At 72.3% G+C, this 15,481-nt stretch carries 13 protein-coding genes; 11 read left to right on the top strand and 2 right to left on the bottom strand.

Features of this window, described 5'->3' with window-relative positions:
- Positions 1–9 precede the first annotated feature (9 nt).
- The 11 genes from IE207_RS28095 to IE207_RS28045 all read left to right on the top strand — a co-directional run bounded on the left by IE207_RS28095 (position 10) and on the right by IE207_RS28045 (position 12,402).
- A complete protein-coding gene (locus tag IE207_RS28095) occupies positions 10–624 on the top strand; it encodes an NADPH-dependent F420 reductase (protein WP_190187118.1) in 615 nt (204 codons plus the stop codon).
- Positions 609–1,121, top strand: a complete 513-nt coding sequence (locus IE207_RS28090; RefSeq protein ID WP_190187117.1) for a (2Fe-2S)-binding protein — start codon at positions 609–611, stop codon at positions 1,119–1,121. The genes IE207_RS28095 and IE207_RS28090 overlap by 16 nt, the downstream gene beginning before the upstream one ends.
- Positions 1,122–1,125: 4 nt before the next feature.
- A complete protein-coding gene (locus IE207_RS28085) occupies positions 1,126–3,531 on the top strand; it encodes a xanthine dehydrogenase family protein molybdopterin-binding subunit (protein WP_190187116.1) in 2,406 nt (801 codons plus the stop codon).
- Positions 3,528–4,352 (top strand): FAD binding domain-containing protein, encoded by an 825-nt coding sequence (locus IE207_RS28080; protein WP_190187115.1) that lies wholly within the window; start codon positions 3,528–3,530, stop codon positions 4,350–4,352. Before IE207_RS28085 ends, IE207_RS28080 begins: the two co-directional genes overlap by 4 nt.
- 30 nt (positions 4,353–4,382) lie before the next feature.
- Complete coding sequence (locus IE207_RS28075; RefSeq protein ID WP_190187114.1) at positions 4,383–5,642, top strand: MFS transporter; 1,260 nt, start codon at positions 4,383–4,385, stop codon at positions 5,640–5,642.
- Positions 5,639–7,117 (top strand): ATP-binding protein, encoded by a 1,479-nt coding sequence (locus IE207_RS28070; RefSeq protein ID WP_190187113.1) that lies wholly within the window; start codon positions 5,639–5,641, stop codon positions 7,115–7,117. Before IE207_RS28075 ends, IE207_RS28070 begins: the two co-directional genes overlap by 4 nt.
- Before the next feature lie 31 nt (positions 7,118–7,148).
- Positions 7,149–7,490, top strand: coding sequence for a nuclear transport factor 2 family protein (locus tag IE207_RS28065; protein WP_190187112.1), 342 nt, complete (start codon positions 7,149–7,151; stop codon positions 7,488–7,490).
- Positions 7,491–7,574: 84 nt separating this feature from the next.
- Entirely contained in the window at positions 7,575–8,222 is a 648-nt protein-coding gene (locus tag IE207_RS28060) for a TMEM175 family protein (protein WP_190187111.1), read from the top strand.
- Between the two features lie 72 nt (positions 8,223–8,294).
- Positions 8,295–9,578, top strand: a complete 1,284-nt coding sequence (locus tag IE207_RS28055) for an IS701 family transposase (RefSeq protein ID WP_190187110.1) — start codon at positions 8,295–8,297, stop codon at positions 9,576–9,578.
- Positions 9,578–10,732, top strand: coding sequence for an XdhC family protein (locus tag IE207_RS28050; RefSeq protein WP_190187109.1), 1,155 nt, complete (start codon positions 9,578–9,580; stop codon positions 10,730–10,732). Before IE207_RS28055 ends, IE207_RS28050 begins: the two co-directional genes overlap by 1 nt.
- Positions 10,733–10,959: 227 nt before the next feature.
- Positions 10,960–12,402: a GuaB1 family IMP dehydrogenase-related protein gene (locus IE207_RS28045; protein WP_190187108.1), complete on the top strand. Its 1,443-nt coding sequence runs from the start codon at positions 10,960–10,962 to the stop codon at positions 12,400–12,402.
- Positions 12,403–12,470: 68 nt separating this feature from the next.
- Here IE207_RS28045 and IE207_RS28040 read toward each other — a convergent pair whose 3' ends face one another.
- Positions 12,471–13,718: a sensor histidine kinase gene (locus IE207_RS28040; RefSeq protein ID WP_373304779.1), complete on the bottom strand. Its 1,248-nt coding sequence runs from the start codon at positions 13,716–13,718 to the stop codon at positions 12,471–12,473.
- Positions 13,715–15,457, bottom strand: a complete 1,743-nt coding sequence (locus IE207_RS28035; RefSeq protein WP_190187107.1) for a sodium/solute symporter — start codon at positions 15,455–15,457, stop codon at positions 13,715–13,717. Before IE207_RS28035 ends, IE207_RS28040 begins: the two co-directional genes overlap by 4 nt.
- Between the last annotated feature and the right edge of the window lie 24 nt (positions 15,458–15,481).

Below are 15,481 nucleotides of genomic sequence, written 5' to 3'. Positions count from 1 at the left end.
GGAGCGTCAATGCGGACAGGCATCATCGGCGCCGGGCGGATCGGCACGGTACTCGCACGGATCCTGGTCGCCGCCGGCCACGAGGTCGTGCTCGCCAACGCCCGCGGGCCCCGGACCCTGGCCCCGCTGTTGGCCGAACTCGGCGCCGCGGCCTCGGCGGCCGGGCCCGCCGAGGCCGCGGGCCGGGCCGACCTCGTGGTGCTGATGGTGCCGTTCGACCACGTGCGGGGGCTGCTGCCGCCGCACGTGGTGCAGGACAAGGTCCTGGTGGACGCGACCAACGCGTTCGGCGGCCCCGGGACCCCCGCCGATCTCGGCGGACGCGGCTCCAGCGACATGGTCGCCGAGTGGTACCCCGGCGCCCGGGTCGTGAAATCCCTGAACACGATGCATTTCGAAACCCTCGCCGTGGCCGGTACCGCAGGGGGCGAACGACTGGCCCATTTCACGGCGGGAGACGACGGAAAAGCGAAGGAAATCGTCGCGGGAATCATCTCGGACCTGGGATTCGCCCCCGTCGACACCGGTCCGCTGCACTCCGGAGGAATTCTCCAGCAGCCCGGCGGACCCCTCTTCAACCGGCCGCTCACGGAAGCGCAGGCGCTCGCATGGATCTCTCACTGAACGTGAACGGAAGACCCGAGCAGTTCTCGGCCCCGCCGAACGAACTGCTCGTGGAACGGCTCCGTGACGGCCTGGGTCTGACCGGCACCAAGGTCGGCTGCGACACTGGCCAGTGCGGCACCTGCGTCGTCCGCATCGACGGCAGGTCCGTCAAGAGCTGCCTGGTCCTCACCGCATCGGCCGCCGGCTCCCGGGTCACCACCATCGAGGGCGTCACCACCCTCGGGGGTGAACTCACCGGCCTCCAGGAGGCCCTGCGCGAAGAGCACGGCACCCAGTGCGGCTTCTGCACCCCCGGCATGGTCATGGCCCTCGGGGAACTCGTGGACAACACCGCAGGCCGTGAGGCGCCCACCGAGCCCGAGATCCGCGAGTGGCTCACCGGCAACCTGTGCCGCTGCACCGGTTACCACAGCGTCGTACGCGGAGTGCAGCGCGCCTGCTCCGCCGCCCGCGCCGGGGAAAGCGCCGCCACCGCGCCCGGACAGGAGGTGTGAGGCCATGACCGCCGTAACGGGGGAGAGCGCTCTCCAGGGCAACGGAGTGCTGGGACAGCCGCTGGACATCCGCGAGGATCCGCAGCTGCTGCGCGGCGAGGCCACGTACGTCGCGGACATCGACCTGCCGGGCACCGCGCACATGGCCATCCTCGGCAGTCCGGTCGCCCACGCGAGGATCCTGTCCATCGACACCAAGGCCGCGCAGGAGCTGCCCGGCGTGCTGAAAGTGGCCACCGCGGCCGACTTCACTGATGTCATGCCCCTGCCCTGCATCTGGATACCCGGCGGGGTCGAGAGCCACTTTCCGCCCCACCCCTACGGACTTCCCGGCGCCCGCCCGGTCCTGACCGGCGACAGCGTCCGGCACGTCGGCGACCCGATCGCCGTGGTCGTCGCCGAGACCCCGCGCCAGGCCGCCGCGGCCCTCGCCGCCATCACCGTCGAGTACGAGCCGCTGCCCGTGGTCACCCGCGCCGACGAGGCCCTCGCCGAGGGTGCGCCCCAATTGCACGAGGCCGTCCCCGGCAACCTGAACGCGTACTGGACCTGCGGCGACAAGGACCGCACCGACGCGGCCATCGCCGAGGCCGAAGTCACCGTCGAGCTCGACCTCGTCAACCAGCGCACCATCAACAGCCCCATCGAGCCCCGGGGCGCGGTCGGCGACTACAACGCCGCGACCGACGAGTACACCCTGTACGCCTCCACCCAGGGTCCGCACAACCACCGGTTCCTGCTCGCCGCGCTGGTCCTCGGCATCCCCTTCAACAAGCTGCGCGTGATCGCCCCGACCGTGGGCGGGAGCTTCGGCACCAAGGGCTACCTCTACCCCGACATGGCGCTGGTCCTGCTGCTCTCCAAGGCGCTCGGCCGGCCGGTGAAGTGGGTGGACACCCGCACCGGCCTGATGAACTCCACCGTCCAGGGCCGCGACCACCGCCAGCACGTCACCCTCGCGGGCACCCGCGACGGCCGCATCACCGCCGTGCGCGCCACCAGCTACGCCAACCTGGGCGCCTACCCCTCCACCATCGGCCCCGGCGTCGCCACCGCGCTGATGGGACGCTCCATCAGCGGCATGTACGACATTCCCGCCGCCTTCTGCGAGGTCTACGCCGCCTTCACCAACACCGTCTCGCTCGGCGCCCAGCGCGGCAGCGGGCGCGCCGAGGCCGCGTTCCTGATGGAGCGCCTCGTCGACCGGTACGCCTTCGAGATCGGCATGGACCCGGCGGCCGTGCGGCGCAAGAACCTCGTGCCGAAGGAGAAGTTCCCGTACGACAACGGCCTCGGCTGGACGTACGACTCCGGTGACTACCGGCTGAACTTCGACCGGGCCATCGAGCTGTCCGGCTACGCCGACATGCCCGCCCGCAAGACGGAGGCCCGGACCCGTGGCAAGCGGCTCGGCGTGGGCATCGCCTCCTACGTCGCCATCTGCGGCGTGGGCCCCTCCACCCGGATGTCGAAGGAAGGCATGCTCGGCGGCACCTGGGAGAGCGCGAACATCCGCGTCCACCCGACCGGCGAGGTCACCGTGACCGTCGGCTCCGCCTCCACCGGCCAGAGCCACGCCACCGTCTTCGCGCAGGTCGCCGCCGACGAACTCGGCATCGACCCGGCGCAGGTCCAGGTCCTGGAGGGGGACACGCAAAAGGCCCCGTACGGGCAGGGCACCTACGGCTCGCGCTCCTACAGCATGGCCGCGCCGGCCGTCGCCCTCACCGCCCGCAAACTCAAGGCGAAGCTCGTCAAGGCGGGCGCCGTCTTCCTGGGCGTTCCCGAGGACAAGGTCGTCTACGAGGGCGGAGGCGTCCACGAAGAGGGCAACGAGGAGAACGCGAAGACCTTCGCCGAGCTGGCGATGGCCATGTGGTACGGCTGGGGACTGCCTCCCGAGATCGAACCCGCCTTGGACGAGACCACCCACTTCGACCCGCCGGACTTCAACTATCCGTTCGGGACGCACGTCGCGGTGGTCGAGATCGACGAACTGACCGGCGAGACCGAGGTGGTGGCCTACACCGCCGTGGACGACGCGGGCAACATCGGCAACCCGAAGATCGTCCGCGGTCAGATCGAGGGCAGCATCGTGCACGGCCTCGGCCAGGCCCTCATGGAAGCCGCCGAATACGACGAGGACGGGCTGCTCATCAGCTCCGACCTGAACCACTACGCCCTGCCGCGCGCAGCCGACGTGCCCTTCTTCACCCTGGACAAGACGACCACGCCCAGCCCGCACAACCCGCTCGGCGCGAAGGGGGCCGGCGAGATCGCCACCGTGCCGCCCGCCGCCGCCGTCGTCAACGCCGTCGTGGACGCCCTCGGCGACCTGGGCGTCCGGCACATCGACATGCCCCTCACCCCCGAGAAGGTCTGGCGCCACCTGAGAGGGGAAGCCCAGTGATCCTCACCGAGTTCGACTACGTACGGCCCGTCGGCCTCGAAGAGGCGCTCACCCTCCTCGCCGGCACGCCCGGCGCCCGGGCCCTGGCCGGCGGCCAGAGCCTGCTGCCCGACCTGCGCACCGGCGCCGCCCGGGCCCGCCTGCTGGTCGACGTACGGCACCTGGAGGAACTGCGCGGCGTCGAAACCGCCCCGGACGGGACGCTGCGGATCGGGGCGCTGACCACGCTCGCCGAACTCGCGGCGCACCCGCTGGTGCTGGAACGGGCCCCGGAGATCGCCGCCGCGGCCCGCGCCAACGGCGACCCCCAGGTCCGCAACCTCGGCACCACCGGGGGGAACCTGGCCGCCACCGGCCGGGCCACCGACCTGCCGGTCGCGGCCATCGCCGCCGGCGCGGAGGCCGAACTGGCCGGCCGCCACGGGCGCTCCACGGTCACTGCCGAGGAACTCGCCGCCTCCGGAGTTCCGGCGGAGACCGTGATCACGGCCCTGCTGGTGCCGCCCGGGGGACCGGCGGGCGCCTTCGAGAAGAGCGCCGACCGCGCCACCCGCTACCCGCTGTGCGCGAGCGCCGTACGCATCACCACCGACGGTCCCCGCATCGCGGTGACCGGAGCCACCGCCCGTGCCCTGCGCCTGCGCGGGGTCGAGGACCGGCTGGGCGCGGGCCCGTACACCACGGACAACGTGCTCGCGGCCTTCCGCGCCGAACCCCGGGAGCTGTTCGTCCCGGGCCGGGGCACCTCGGCCGAGTACCTCGGCCACCTCGCGGGGGTCCTGACCGCCCGCGCACTGGCGAGGGCCCAGGCGCACGCCTGATCACCGCCCACCACGGGGGAGTTGACGAGAGTGGCCGAACCGACCAAGACCACCACGGGGGACATCGTGCAACCGGCCGGCCCGCAGGCCGGTGCGCCCAGAGGCTCCGGCTTCTGGGTGGTGGGCGCCGTCCTCGTCCTGCTCATGCTCTCCTCCTCCGTGCCCTCCGCCCTCTACGTGCTCTACCAGCAGAAGTGGGGCCTGTCGTCGGGCACCATCACCGTGGTCTTCGCCCTGTACGCCGTCACCGTGCTGGCCGGGCTGCTGCTGTTCGGGTCGCTGTCCGACACCCTCGGACGGCGGCCCGTGCTGGCCGCCTCACTGGTCCTCGCGATCGTGTCCATGGGCCTGTTCGCCGGGGCCCAGGGGCTCGGCCTGCTGCTGGCCGCCCGCGCCGTACAGGGGCTGGCGGTCGGCCTCGCCACCGGGGCGATGGGCGCGGCCCTGCTGGAGTTGACCCCGCGCTCCAAACCCGCACTCGGCGCCCAGGTCAACAGCGCGGGCCCCACCGTGGGCATCGGGCTCGGCGGGCTCGGCGCGGGGCTCCTCGTCCAGTACGGGCCCGCCCCGACCGTACTGAGCTACGCCCTGCTCGTCGGGGCCTTCGCGCTCACGCTGGTCGGGGTGGTCCGGATGGGCGAGAGCGCACCGGGGTTGCAAGGTGGCCGCTTCCGGATCGTCCCGCGCCGCATCCGGATACCGCCGGGCGCGGGCGGCCGGTTCGCCGTCCTGGTGCTCACCATCGTCGCCGTCTGGTCGGTCGGCGGCTTCTACCTCTCGCTCGGCCCGCACCTGGCCCTGTCCCTGCTCCGCAGCACCAACTACCTGGTCGGCGGGGCCACCGTCGCCCTGCTCGCGGGCGCCGCGACCGGCGCGCAGCTGCTGCTCGGCCGCACCGAGGCGCTGCGCACCGCGGTCATCGGGCTGCTGGGGCTGCTGGCCGGCCTGGCGCTGGTACTGCTGGCCCTCGGGCTGGGCTCAGCACCCGTCTTCCTCATCGCCACGGCCGTGCTGGGCAGCGGCTGGGGCGCCGCCTTCCTCGGCTCGTTCCGCGCCCTCAGCACACTCGCGGAACCCGAGCACCGGGGCGAACTCACCGCCGCCGTCTACGTGTTCGCATACCTCGCCATGAGCGTCCCGTCGGTGCTCGCCGGAATGCTGACCAACATCCACGGCCTGCACCGCACCTCGGTCGGCTTCATGGCCGTCGTCGCCGGGGTGTGCGCGCTGGCCCTGATCGTCACCTTGCGGCTGTCCGCCCGTACGCGGGCAGAGGGGAGTACGGCATGAGCGGCCCGGAGTTGCGGTCTGCCCTGCGCGAGCTGGAGATCTTCGCCGGTCTCACCGAGGAGCAACTGGACTGGCTGGTCTCGGTCACCGAACCCCGGGTGCTGTCCGACGGCGAGGTGCTCTTCCGCGACGGGGACGAGGCCACCTGCTTCCACGTGCTGCTCTCCGGCGGCCTCGTCGTCACCAAGGTCATCGACGGCCGGGAGGAGGTGCTCACCCGGCACTCCACCGAGGAGGAGAGCGCCGCTGCCGAGGAACACGACGGCAAGCCCTCCGCCGCGCACCGCTTCACCGGGGAGCTGCCGCTGCTGACGGACGGCTCCTACGTGGCCACCGCGTCCGCGTCCGGACCCGCGACCACGGTCGTCGGCTACCCGAAGCCGGTGTTCTTCGAGATGCTGACCCGCTGCCACGGCGTGGCGGCCGTCCTGCTGCCCGTACTGGCCTGGCGGATCAAGTCCTCCGAGGTGCAGGCCCGCAAGCGGGCCACCGTCGAGGCGCTGGGCACGCTCGCGGCGGGCCTCGCACACGAGCTGAACAACCCGGCGGCCGCGGTGGCGCGCGCGGCCCAGGAGCTCGCCCCCGCCCTGGAGCGGCTGACCCGCACCGCGCACGCCTGGGGCGCGGCCGCCTCGGGGGCCGAACGCTCCTTGCTGGACCGGCTCACCGACGAGCTGGACAAGCTGCCGCCGCCGCAGACCTCCGACCCGCTGGCGCAGGCGGACGCCGAGGAGGAGATCGCCGACTGGGCCGAGGAGGCGGGCAGCGAGCGGCCGGGGCTCCTCGGCTCGGGCGTCTCGGACCTCGGCCTGGAGCTGGGCTGGCTGCAGGAGCGGCTGGAGGGGATCGGGGAGCCGGCCCTGCCCGCCGCCCTGGACCACCTGGCGGCGCTGCTGGAGATCCGCTCCCTGGCCGCCGAGCTGCGGGCCGCGGGTCCGCGCATCTCCCAGCTGGTCGCGGCCACCCGCGATTACGCCAATCTCGACCGGGCCCCCGAACAGCGCTTCCCGGTGACGGACGGACTGGAGAACACGCTGGTCGTGCTCCGCTCGAAGCTCTCCGGCATCACCGTGGTACGTGAGTACGAGCCCGGCCTGCCGGAACTGACCGGCTACCCGGGCGAGTTGAACCAGGTGTGGACCAACCTCGTCGACAACGCGGCCGAGGCCATGGAGGGGGCCGGGACCCTCACCCTGCGCGCCCGGCCGGAGGGCGTGTGCATGGTCGTGGAGGTCGTCGACACCGGCCGCGGCATCCCCGAGGACGTCCTGCCGCGGATCTTCGAACCCTTCTACACCACCAAGGACGTGGGGAAGGGCACGGGCCTGGGGCTGCACCTGAGCTACCGGATCGTGACCCAGCGCCACCACGGGTCGATCGCGGCCCGTTCCCGTCCGGGGGAGACCCGGATGGTCGTCCGGCTGCCGCTCGCCACACCGCCGCCGGCGGCGGCCGCCGGTTCCAGCACCAGTTGAGCCACCACCAGCCCACAGAGTGGAGTCGAACATGGCCACGTACGACATCTCCAAGCTGCACCCTGTTTTCGTCCGCCAGATGGAGGCGCTCGCCGCCCTCGACATCGAGGCGGTCATGAAGAACTACACGGACGACGCGGTGCTCGTGCGCTTCGAGGGGGCTTCGGTGGGCATCGAGGCCGTTCGCGAGACGTTCACCGGCTACCTCTCGGTCAAGCCCACGCTGGTCGAACTCCAGGAGTACATCGAGACCGAGGACACGATCTTCTACCGCGCGATCATGAACCTGAACGGTCAGCCGGAGCACGCGTTCGGGACACTTGTGGTCCGCGATGGCCGGATCTGGCGTCAGACCGCCGGGTTCGGCAGCTGAACCCCGAGAACTGGGTAGCGTGTGCGGGGAGGGCGGGGGCAGCGCTCTCCCCGCATGCGCGGAACGAGTGACAAAGGGGAGTCAATGGAACGCGAAACCGGTCGCGTCGAGGCATTCAGTGACGGCGTGTTCGCCATCGTCATCACCATTCTTGTTCTGGAACTCAAAGTTCCGAAAGAAACGGGATCGGAGTTCTGGAGCGGGGTGTGGGAGCAGTGGCCCCATTACGCCGCCTATGTGGTGAGCTTCCTCATCATCGGCGTGATGTGGGTGAACCACCACACCATCTTCAGTCACCTCAAGCGGGTCGACCGTCCGCTGTTGTTCCTGAATCTCCTGGTGCTGATGGTGGTGTCGGTGATCCCGTACACCACCACCGTGCTCGCCGAACACCTCATGGAGGAAGGCGGATCGGCCAACGCGGCGGCGATCCTCTACAGTTCGGTCACCGTGGCCTACGCCCTGGCCTTCCTCGCCTTCTGGTGGTACGTCACGCGGGTCGGCCACCTCTTCCACGAACGGGTGGACAAAGAAGGTGCCCGGGCGACCCGAATGCGGTTCGGCCTGGGGGCGGTCGCGTACCCCATGACGGTGCTCCTGTCCTTTTTCTCCGCACCGCTCACTCTCGTCGCACACTTCCTGATCGCGCTCTACTATGCGGCGAACCAGATCCCGATCCCACTCGTGGTAGAGGAAGAGCGGCTCGCAACTGCCGGCGACCTCAGGAAGTAGCCGCCCTGGCCTACGGCCGTTCTGCGCGGTCAAGTAGGGTATTGGATCTAGCTGGTCGCGGGGGAGGCCCAGATGGCTCGCGTAGTCCTGCCGGAGGATTCCGCACAGGAAATCTCCGAGTTGATCGATGTCCTGATTTCATTGTTCTTCGAGTCATTACCCCGGCGGGACCAGCGAAACTGGGCCCGCGTTTATCTCAACGGACTCGTGCGGACCAACGGGAAGAAAACGATCCGCAACCTCGCCGGGACCGGCGCCAGTTCCGTCGAACAGAGCCTCCAGCAGTTCATCAGCAAGTCCCCGTGGGACTGGACCCCCGTACGCCGGTCCCTCGCCCAGCACATCGAACGCACCGCCCAGCGGCCGCTGGCCTGGGTGGTGCAGCCGATGGTCATCGAGAAGGCCGGCGACCGCTCCGTCGGTGTGGGCCGCCAGTTCGTGCCCCAGCTCGGCCGCACCGCCAACTGTCAGCAGGCCGGCGGTATCTGGCTCGCCTCCAGCGAGGCCAGCTTCCCGGTCGAATGGACCCTCACCCTCCCCGGGCCCTGGACCAGTGAACTGCTGCGCCGGCGCCGGGCCGGCATCCCCGACACGGCGCGCTCGCTCACCCCCGCCCAGGACGCCGTGCACGCCGTCCAGCGCATGGCCGCCACCTGGCAGCTCCAGCGGCGCCCGGTGGTGATGGAGGTCTCCAACAGCGACCTCCCGCAGTGCATCGAGTCCTTCGCGCTCCAGGACATCCCCTTCGTCTTCAAGGTCGACGGCTCGCTGCCCGTCTCCTTCGGCGGGTCCGGACGCCACAAGCCCGGACCGCACACCGCCCCCGCCCGTGAGCTCATCGACTCCCTGCGCTCCCAGCGCCGGGTCGTCGAATGGACCCGCCACGGCCGCGCCGAGGGTGCGGTGACGCTGCTGACCTCGGCCTCCATCCTCGCCACCCCCAGCGAGGACCGGCCCGCCCCCGCACCTCCCACCCCGCTGCTGCTCGTCGGGGCCTGGACGGAGACCGCCCTGCTGCCGTCGGAGTTCTGGATCACCAACATCGGGGACCGGCCGCTCGCCCAGCTCTTCCTGCTGGCCAAGCTCACCGACCGGGTCTCCCTGGACTTCGCCGAGACCTGCGAACCCGTCGGGATCCGCGACTTCGAGGGCCGCTCCTTCCGCGGCTGGCACCACCACGCCACCCTCGCCAGCGTCGCCCACGCCGCCCGGCTCCTCGGCAGCGCCGGCGCCCGCCTCCCGGACACCGCCGCCGCCCTGCCCTACCGGGGACCGACCCGGCCCCGCCCGGCGGCCGTCCTGCCGCCGAGGCCGCTCATACCGGGGCAGACCGCCCGCCGCGAATACATACGCTGATGCTGGACATCGCGGGGGAACTCCGCACCTGGTGCGCCGAGCGGCGCGAGTTCGCGCTGGCCACCGTGGTCGCCGTCAGCGGCAGCGCGCCGCGCGGGCCCGGTGCCTCACTGGCCGTCGACGCCCGGGGCACCGCCCTCGGCTCCCTGTCCGGGGGCTGCGTCGAGTCCGCCGTCCACGAGCTGTGCCTGGAGGCGATCGCCACCGGGGAAGGGGGCGTCCACCGCTTCGGGTACAGCGACGACGACGCCTTCGCGGTAGGGCTGACCTGCGGCGGAGTCCTGGACGTGCTGATCACCCCGGTGCGCGGGCACGACCCCGTGCGGCCCGTCCTGCGCACGGTGCTCGACCGCGCCGGGGCCGGCACGCGCACCGCGTTCGCCCGGGTGGTCGCCGGGCCGCCCCGGCAACGCGGCCGGGCGCTGGCCGTCCACGCGGACGGCTCCTACGAGGGCCACCTGGACGGTGGAGCCGCCCTGGACCGGGCCGCCGCCGAACGGGTGCGGGACCTGCTGCTCGCCGGGCGGACCGGCACCGCCGAGCTGGGCACCGCCGGCGGCCTGTGCGGGGCGCCCCTGACCCTGCTGGTCGAGTCGGCCGCGGAAACGCCCCGGCTGATCGTCTACGGGGCCATCGACTTCGCCGCCGCCCTGGCGCGGATCGGCGCTTTCCTGGGGCACCGGGTCACCGTCTGCGACGCCCGGGCCGTCTTCGCCACCCCGGCCCGCTTCCCCGGCGCCGACGAGGTCGTCGTGGAGTGGCCCCACCGCCACCTCGCCGCCGAATGGGAGGCGGGCCGGCTCGACGCCCGTACCGCAGTCTGCGTCCTGACCCACGACGCGAAGTTCGACGTACCGCTGCTGTCCCTGGCCCTGCGGCTGCCGCTGGCGTACGTGGGGGCCATGGGGTCGCGGCGCACCCACACCGAGCGGGCGGCCCGGCTGCGGGAGGAGGGCCTGCCGGAGGCCGCGCTGGCCCGGCTGCGTTCACCCATCGGCCTGGACCTGGGCGGCGGCACCCCCGAGGAGACGGCCCTGGCCATCGCCGCCGAGTTCACCGCCGTCCGGCACGGCGGAACCACGAGCCCCCTCGCCGGCCGGCCCGGCCCGGTGCACGCGCGGCCGGGCCGGACCGTGCCCGCACACGCGCGATGACCTGGCGGACCCGGCACCGAGGTCCCCGCCCTCCCGGAATCCGCCCGTACGGTGCACCCCGCTCGCTTGCCGGGACGGGGTTCCGTAGGAACAGACCACAGGGGCCCGGTATGTCCTGGAGGATCGGACCGGGCTGCATAAACACCGGGCCATGGGAGAATGAAGTACGTGCGTTTCCTCGGCTGACCCGTCGAGGGCCAACTCCGATCGACTGGGATGTTCAGCACGTGCGTTTCCTCAATGACCAGAAGCCGCCGTACGACCTGACGTACGACGACGTTTTCATGGTGCCGAGCCGGTCCGCGGTCGGTTCCCGTCAGGGCGTCGACCTCTCCTCGCCCGACGGCACCGGCACCACCATTCCGCTCGTCGTGGCCAACATGACCGCCATCGCGGGACGCCGGATGGCCGAGACCGTCGCCCGCCGCGGCGGCATCGTCGTCATCCCGCAGGACATCCCGATCGAGGTCGTCACCGACGTCATCTCCTGGGTCAAGACCCGCCACCTCGTGCTGGACACCCCCATCACCCTGGCACCCACCCAGACCGTCGCCGACGCCCTGTCGCTGCTGCCCAAGCGGGCCCACGGCGCCGGAATCGTCGTCGACGCCGACAACCGGCCCGTCGGTGTCGTCACCGAGCACGACCTGACCGGCGTGGACCGTTTCACCCAGCTCTCCGAGGTCATGTCGAAGGAGCTGCTGCTCGTCGACGCGGACATCGACCCCCGCGAGGCCTTCAACAAGCTCGACGCCGGCCACCGCAAGCTGGCCCCCGCCGTCGACAAGGACGGCAGGCTCGTCGGCATCCTGACCCGCAAGGGCGCCCTGCGCGCGACCCTCTACACCCCGGCGACCGACGCCAACGGCAAGCTGCGCATCGCCGCCGCCGTCGGCATCAACGGCGACTTCGTCGGCAAGGCCAAGCAGCTGCTCGACGCGGGCGTGGACACGTTGGTCATCGACACGGCCCACGGCCACCAGGAGTCGATGATCAGCGCGATCAAGGCCGTCCGCGCGCTGGACCCGCACGTCCCGATCGTGGCGGGCAACATCGTCGCCGCCGAGGGCGTCAAGGACCTGATCGACGCCGGCGCGGACATCATCAAGGTCGGTGTGGGCCCCGGTGCCATGTGCACCACCCGCATGATGACCGGCGTGGGCCGCCCGCAGTTCTCCGCCGTGCTGGAGTGTGCTGCGGAGGCCAAGAAGTACGGCAAGCACGTCTGGGCCGACGGCGGCGTCCGGCACCCGCGCGACGTGGCGATGGCGCTGGCGGCAGGCGCGTCCAACGTGATGATCGGCTCCTGGTTCGCCGGGACGTACGAGTCCCCGGGCGACCTCCAGCAGTCCGCCGACGGCCGGTTCTACAAGGAGTCGTTCGGCATGGCGTCCGCGCGTGCCGTGCAGAACCGCACCTCGGAGGAGTCGGCGTACGACCGGGCGCGCAAGGGCCTGTTCGAGGAGGGCATCTCCACTTCGCGGATGTTCCTGGACCCGGCGCGGCCCGGCGTCGAGGACCTGATCGACTCGATCATCGCGGGCGTGCGGTCGTCCTGCACGTACGCGGGCGCGGGCTCGCTCGCCGAGTTCGAGGAGAAGGCCGTGATCGGCGTCCAGTCGGCGGCCGGCTACGCGGAGGGCAAGCCCCTGCACGCCAGCTGGAGCTGACCCGCCCCACCCCTGTGGCCCCGCCCCCGTCCGCCCGGACGGGGGCGGGGCCACGGGCAATACGGCGCTCAGGCGCGGTGGCGCGGTGCCCCGGGGCCCGCAGGGTGGACGCCGGGCCGGTATTTGGGGATCCGCACCGTGACCTTCATCCCGGCGCCGACGCCCGTCTCGATGACGAGCCCGTAGTCGTCCCCGTACACCTGCCGCATCCGCTCGTCCACGTTCGGCAGCCCCACCCCGGACGAGGAGCCCGTTCGTTCACCGGCCAGGATGCGGCGGAGCAGGGCCGGATCCATCCCGACGCCGTTGTCCTCGATGGTCAGCACCGCCTCCGAACCGGCGTCCCGGGCGGCGATGGTGATCTTGCACCGGGCGGTGGAGTCCTCCAGCCCGTGCTTGACCGCGTTCTCCACCAGCGGCTGGAGACACAGGAACGGCAGCGTCACCGGCAGTACCTCCGGCGCCACCTGCAAGGTCACCGTCAGCCGGTCGCCGAACCGGGCCCCGGCCAGGGCCAGGTACTGCTCGATGGAACGCAACTCCTCGGCGAGCGTGGTGAAATCCCCGTGCCGCCGAAACGAGTACCGCGTGAAGTCGGCGAACTCCAGCAGCAGGTCCCGCGCCCGCTCCGGGTCGGTACGCACGAACGAGGCGATCGCGGCCAGGGAGTTGAAGATGAAGTGCGGGGAGATCTGCGCCCGCAGCGCCTTGATCTCCGCCTCCATCAGCCGGGTCCGCGACCGGTCCAGCTCCGAGAGCTCCAGCTGGACCGACACCCAGCGCGCCACCTCCGTCGCGGCGCGCACCAGCACCGCCGACTCCCGCGAACCGTACGCGACGAGCGCGCCCAGCACCCCGTCCTCACCGGTCAGCGGGGCGAACACCGCCCACTTGAGGGGGCAGTCGGGCCGCTGGCAGTCCGTGCGCAGGCTCATGCTGCGCCCCGACTCCAGCATCAGCGCCACCCGGGCCATCGCCCGCCGCTGGTGGTGGTCGCCGCCCGGCCCGTCCCAGGCCAGCACCGCCTCCCGGTCCGTGAGGCACAGCGCCTCGGTACCGAGGAGCGACCGCAGCCGCCGCGCGGCCTTGCGGGCGGCGTCCTCCGTCAGCCCCGCGCGCAGCGGGGGAGCGGCCAGCGAAGCGGTGTGCAACGTGTGGAAGGTGGCCCGCTCGACGGGGGTACCCAGGTCCAGCCCCGCGGCCCGCTCCCCGCGCCGGGCCTGCCACCTGCCGCCCGCCCAGCCGAGGGCCAGCAGCGCGGCCGCCGCCAGCAGGGCGACCGCCGCCGGCACCGCCCCTGTCAGCCCCTGCGTCACCGACCCGTCCACCGCGCGCCCCCGCTCCGGTCGCCGACGACGTCCTCCGGCAGGTGCAGCCGGGCCAGGGTCGCGGCCGTCCCGGCCGGGATGCGGGAACGGGTCGCCAGGGACACCGTCACCATCGTCAGGAACCCGAGCGGAACCGACCACACCGCCGGCCACGCCAGCAGGGTGTGCGTCCAGCCCGCCGGTACGAGGCCGCCCCGGGTCGCCACCACCGCGCCGAGCGCCGCCCCGCCGCCCGTGACCAGCCCCGCCACCGCGCCCGGCGGGGTCAGCCCGCGCCACCAGATGCCCAGCACCAGCAGGGGGCAGAAGGACGACGCCGACACCGCGAAGGCCAGCCCCACCGCGTCCGCCACGGGCACGTCCGACGAAGCCACCGCCCCCACCAGCGGCACCAGCATCGCCACCACCACCGCGAACCGGAACGTCCGCACCCGGCGCCCCGGCAGCACGTCCTGGTGCAGCACCCCCGCCACCGCCATCGTCAGCCCGGAGGCCGTGGACAGGAACGCCGCGAAGGCACCCCCGGCCAGCAGCGCCCCCAGCAGCTCCCCGAGCAGGCCGCCCAGCATCCGCCCCGGTAGGACCAGCACCGCGGCGTCGGCGTCCCCGGTCAGGGCCAGCTCGGGCGCGTAGATCCGGCCCAGCGCCCCGTACACCGGCGGCAGCAGGTAGAACACCCCGACGAGACCGAGCACCACCAGCGTGGTGCGGCGGGCGGTCCGGCCGTCGGGGCTGGTGTAGAACCGCACCGCGACGTGCGGCAGCCCCATCGTGCCGAGGAACGTGGCCAGGACCAGCCCGTACGTGGCGTACAGCTGGTGCCCGTGACGGTTCCCGGACAGCGGCTCCGACCAGCTGGACGCGCCCAGCCCCGCCTCCGCCCGGGCGTCCGGCACCACGCTGTCCGGGGTGAACCGGAGCAGCGCGTGGGCCCGTACGGTGTGCTGCCCGGCGGCCAGGGTCACGGGCTGAGCCGTGTACGAGCGGCCGTCCACCTGCCCCGTCACCGTCAGCGTGAGCGGCTCGCCCAGCGAGATCCGCAGGTCCTGGGCGGCGGTGACGGCGGTGTGCTCGCGGAACACCGCCGGGGCGTCGAAGGTGGCCCGCGGCGCCCCGTCCCCGGCCCAGGCGCCGATCAGGAAGAACGCCGGGACCAGCAGGGCGGTGAACTTGAGCCAGTACTGGAAGGCCTGCACGAAGGTGATGCTGCGCATCCCGCCCGCCCCCACGGCCGCCGTGACCACGGTGGCGACGACGACGCCCCCCACCCAGTGCGGAGCCCCGGTCAGGATCTTCAACGTCAGCCCGGCCCCTTGCAGTTGGGGCAACAGGTACAACCAGCCGACGCCCACCACGAACAGCACCGCGATCCGCCGCACGGCCCGCGACTCCAGCCGGGCCTCGGCGAAGTCCGGCAGCGTGTACGCGCCCGAGCGCCGCAACGGGGCCGCCACCAGGACCAGCAGCACCAGGTACCCGGCCGTGTACCCCACCGGGTACCAGAGCATCTCGGGCCCCTGGAGCAGCACGAGCCCCGCGATCCCGAGGAAGGAGGCGGCGGAGAGGTACTCGCCGCTGATCGCCGCCGCGTTGAGGCGGGGGCCGACGGTGCGCGACGCCACGTAGAAGTCGGAGGTGGTCCGGGAGATGCGCAGACCCAGCGCGCCGACCAGCACGGTGACCAGGACGACGACGGTGACCGCGGTCAGCGCGTACGTCTGGTTCACCGGCGCGTCCTTCGGCAGGCAGAG

Source organism: Streptomyces cirratus (genome assembly GCF_014650775.1).
In the GTDB taxonomy this organism is placed as follows: domain Bacteria; phylum Actinomycetota; class Actinomycetes; order Streptomycetales; family Streptomycetaceae; genus Streptomyces; species Streptomyces cirratus.
This window is presented reverse-complemented; position numbering and strand designations above follow the sequence as displayed.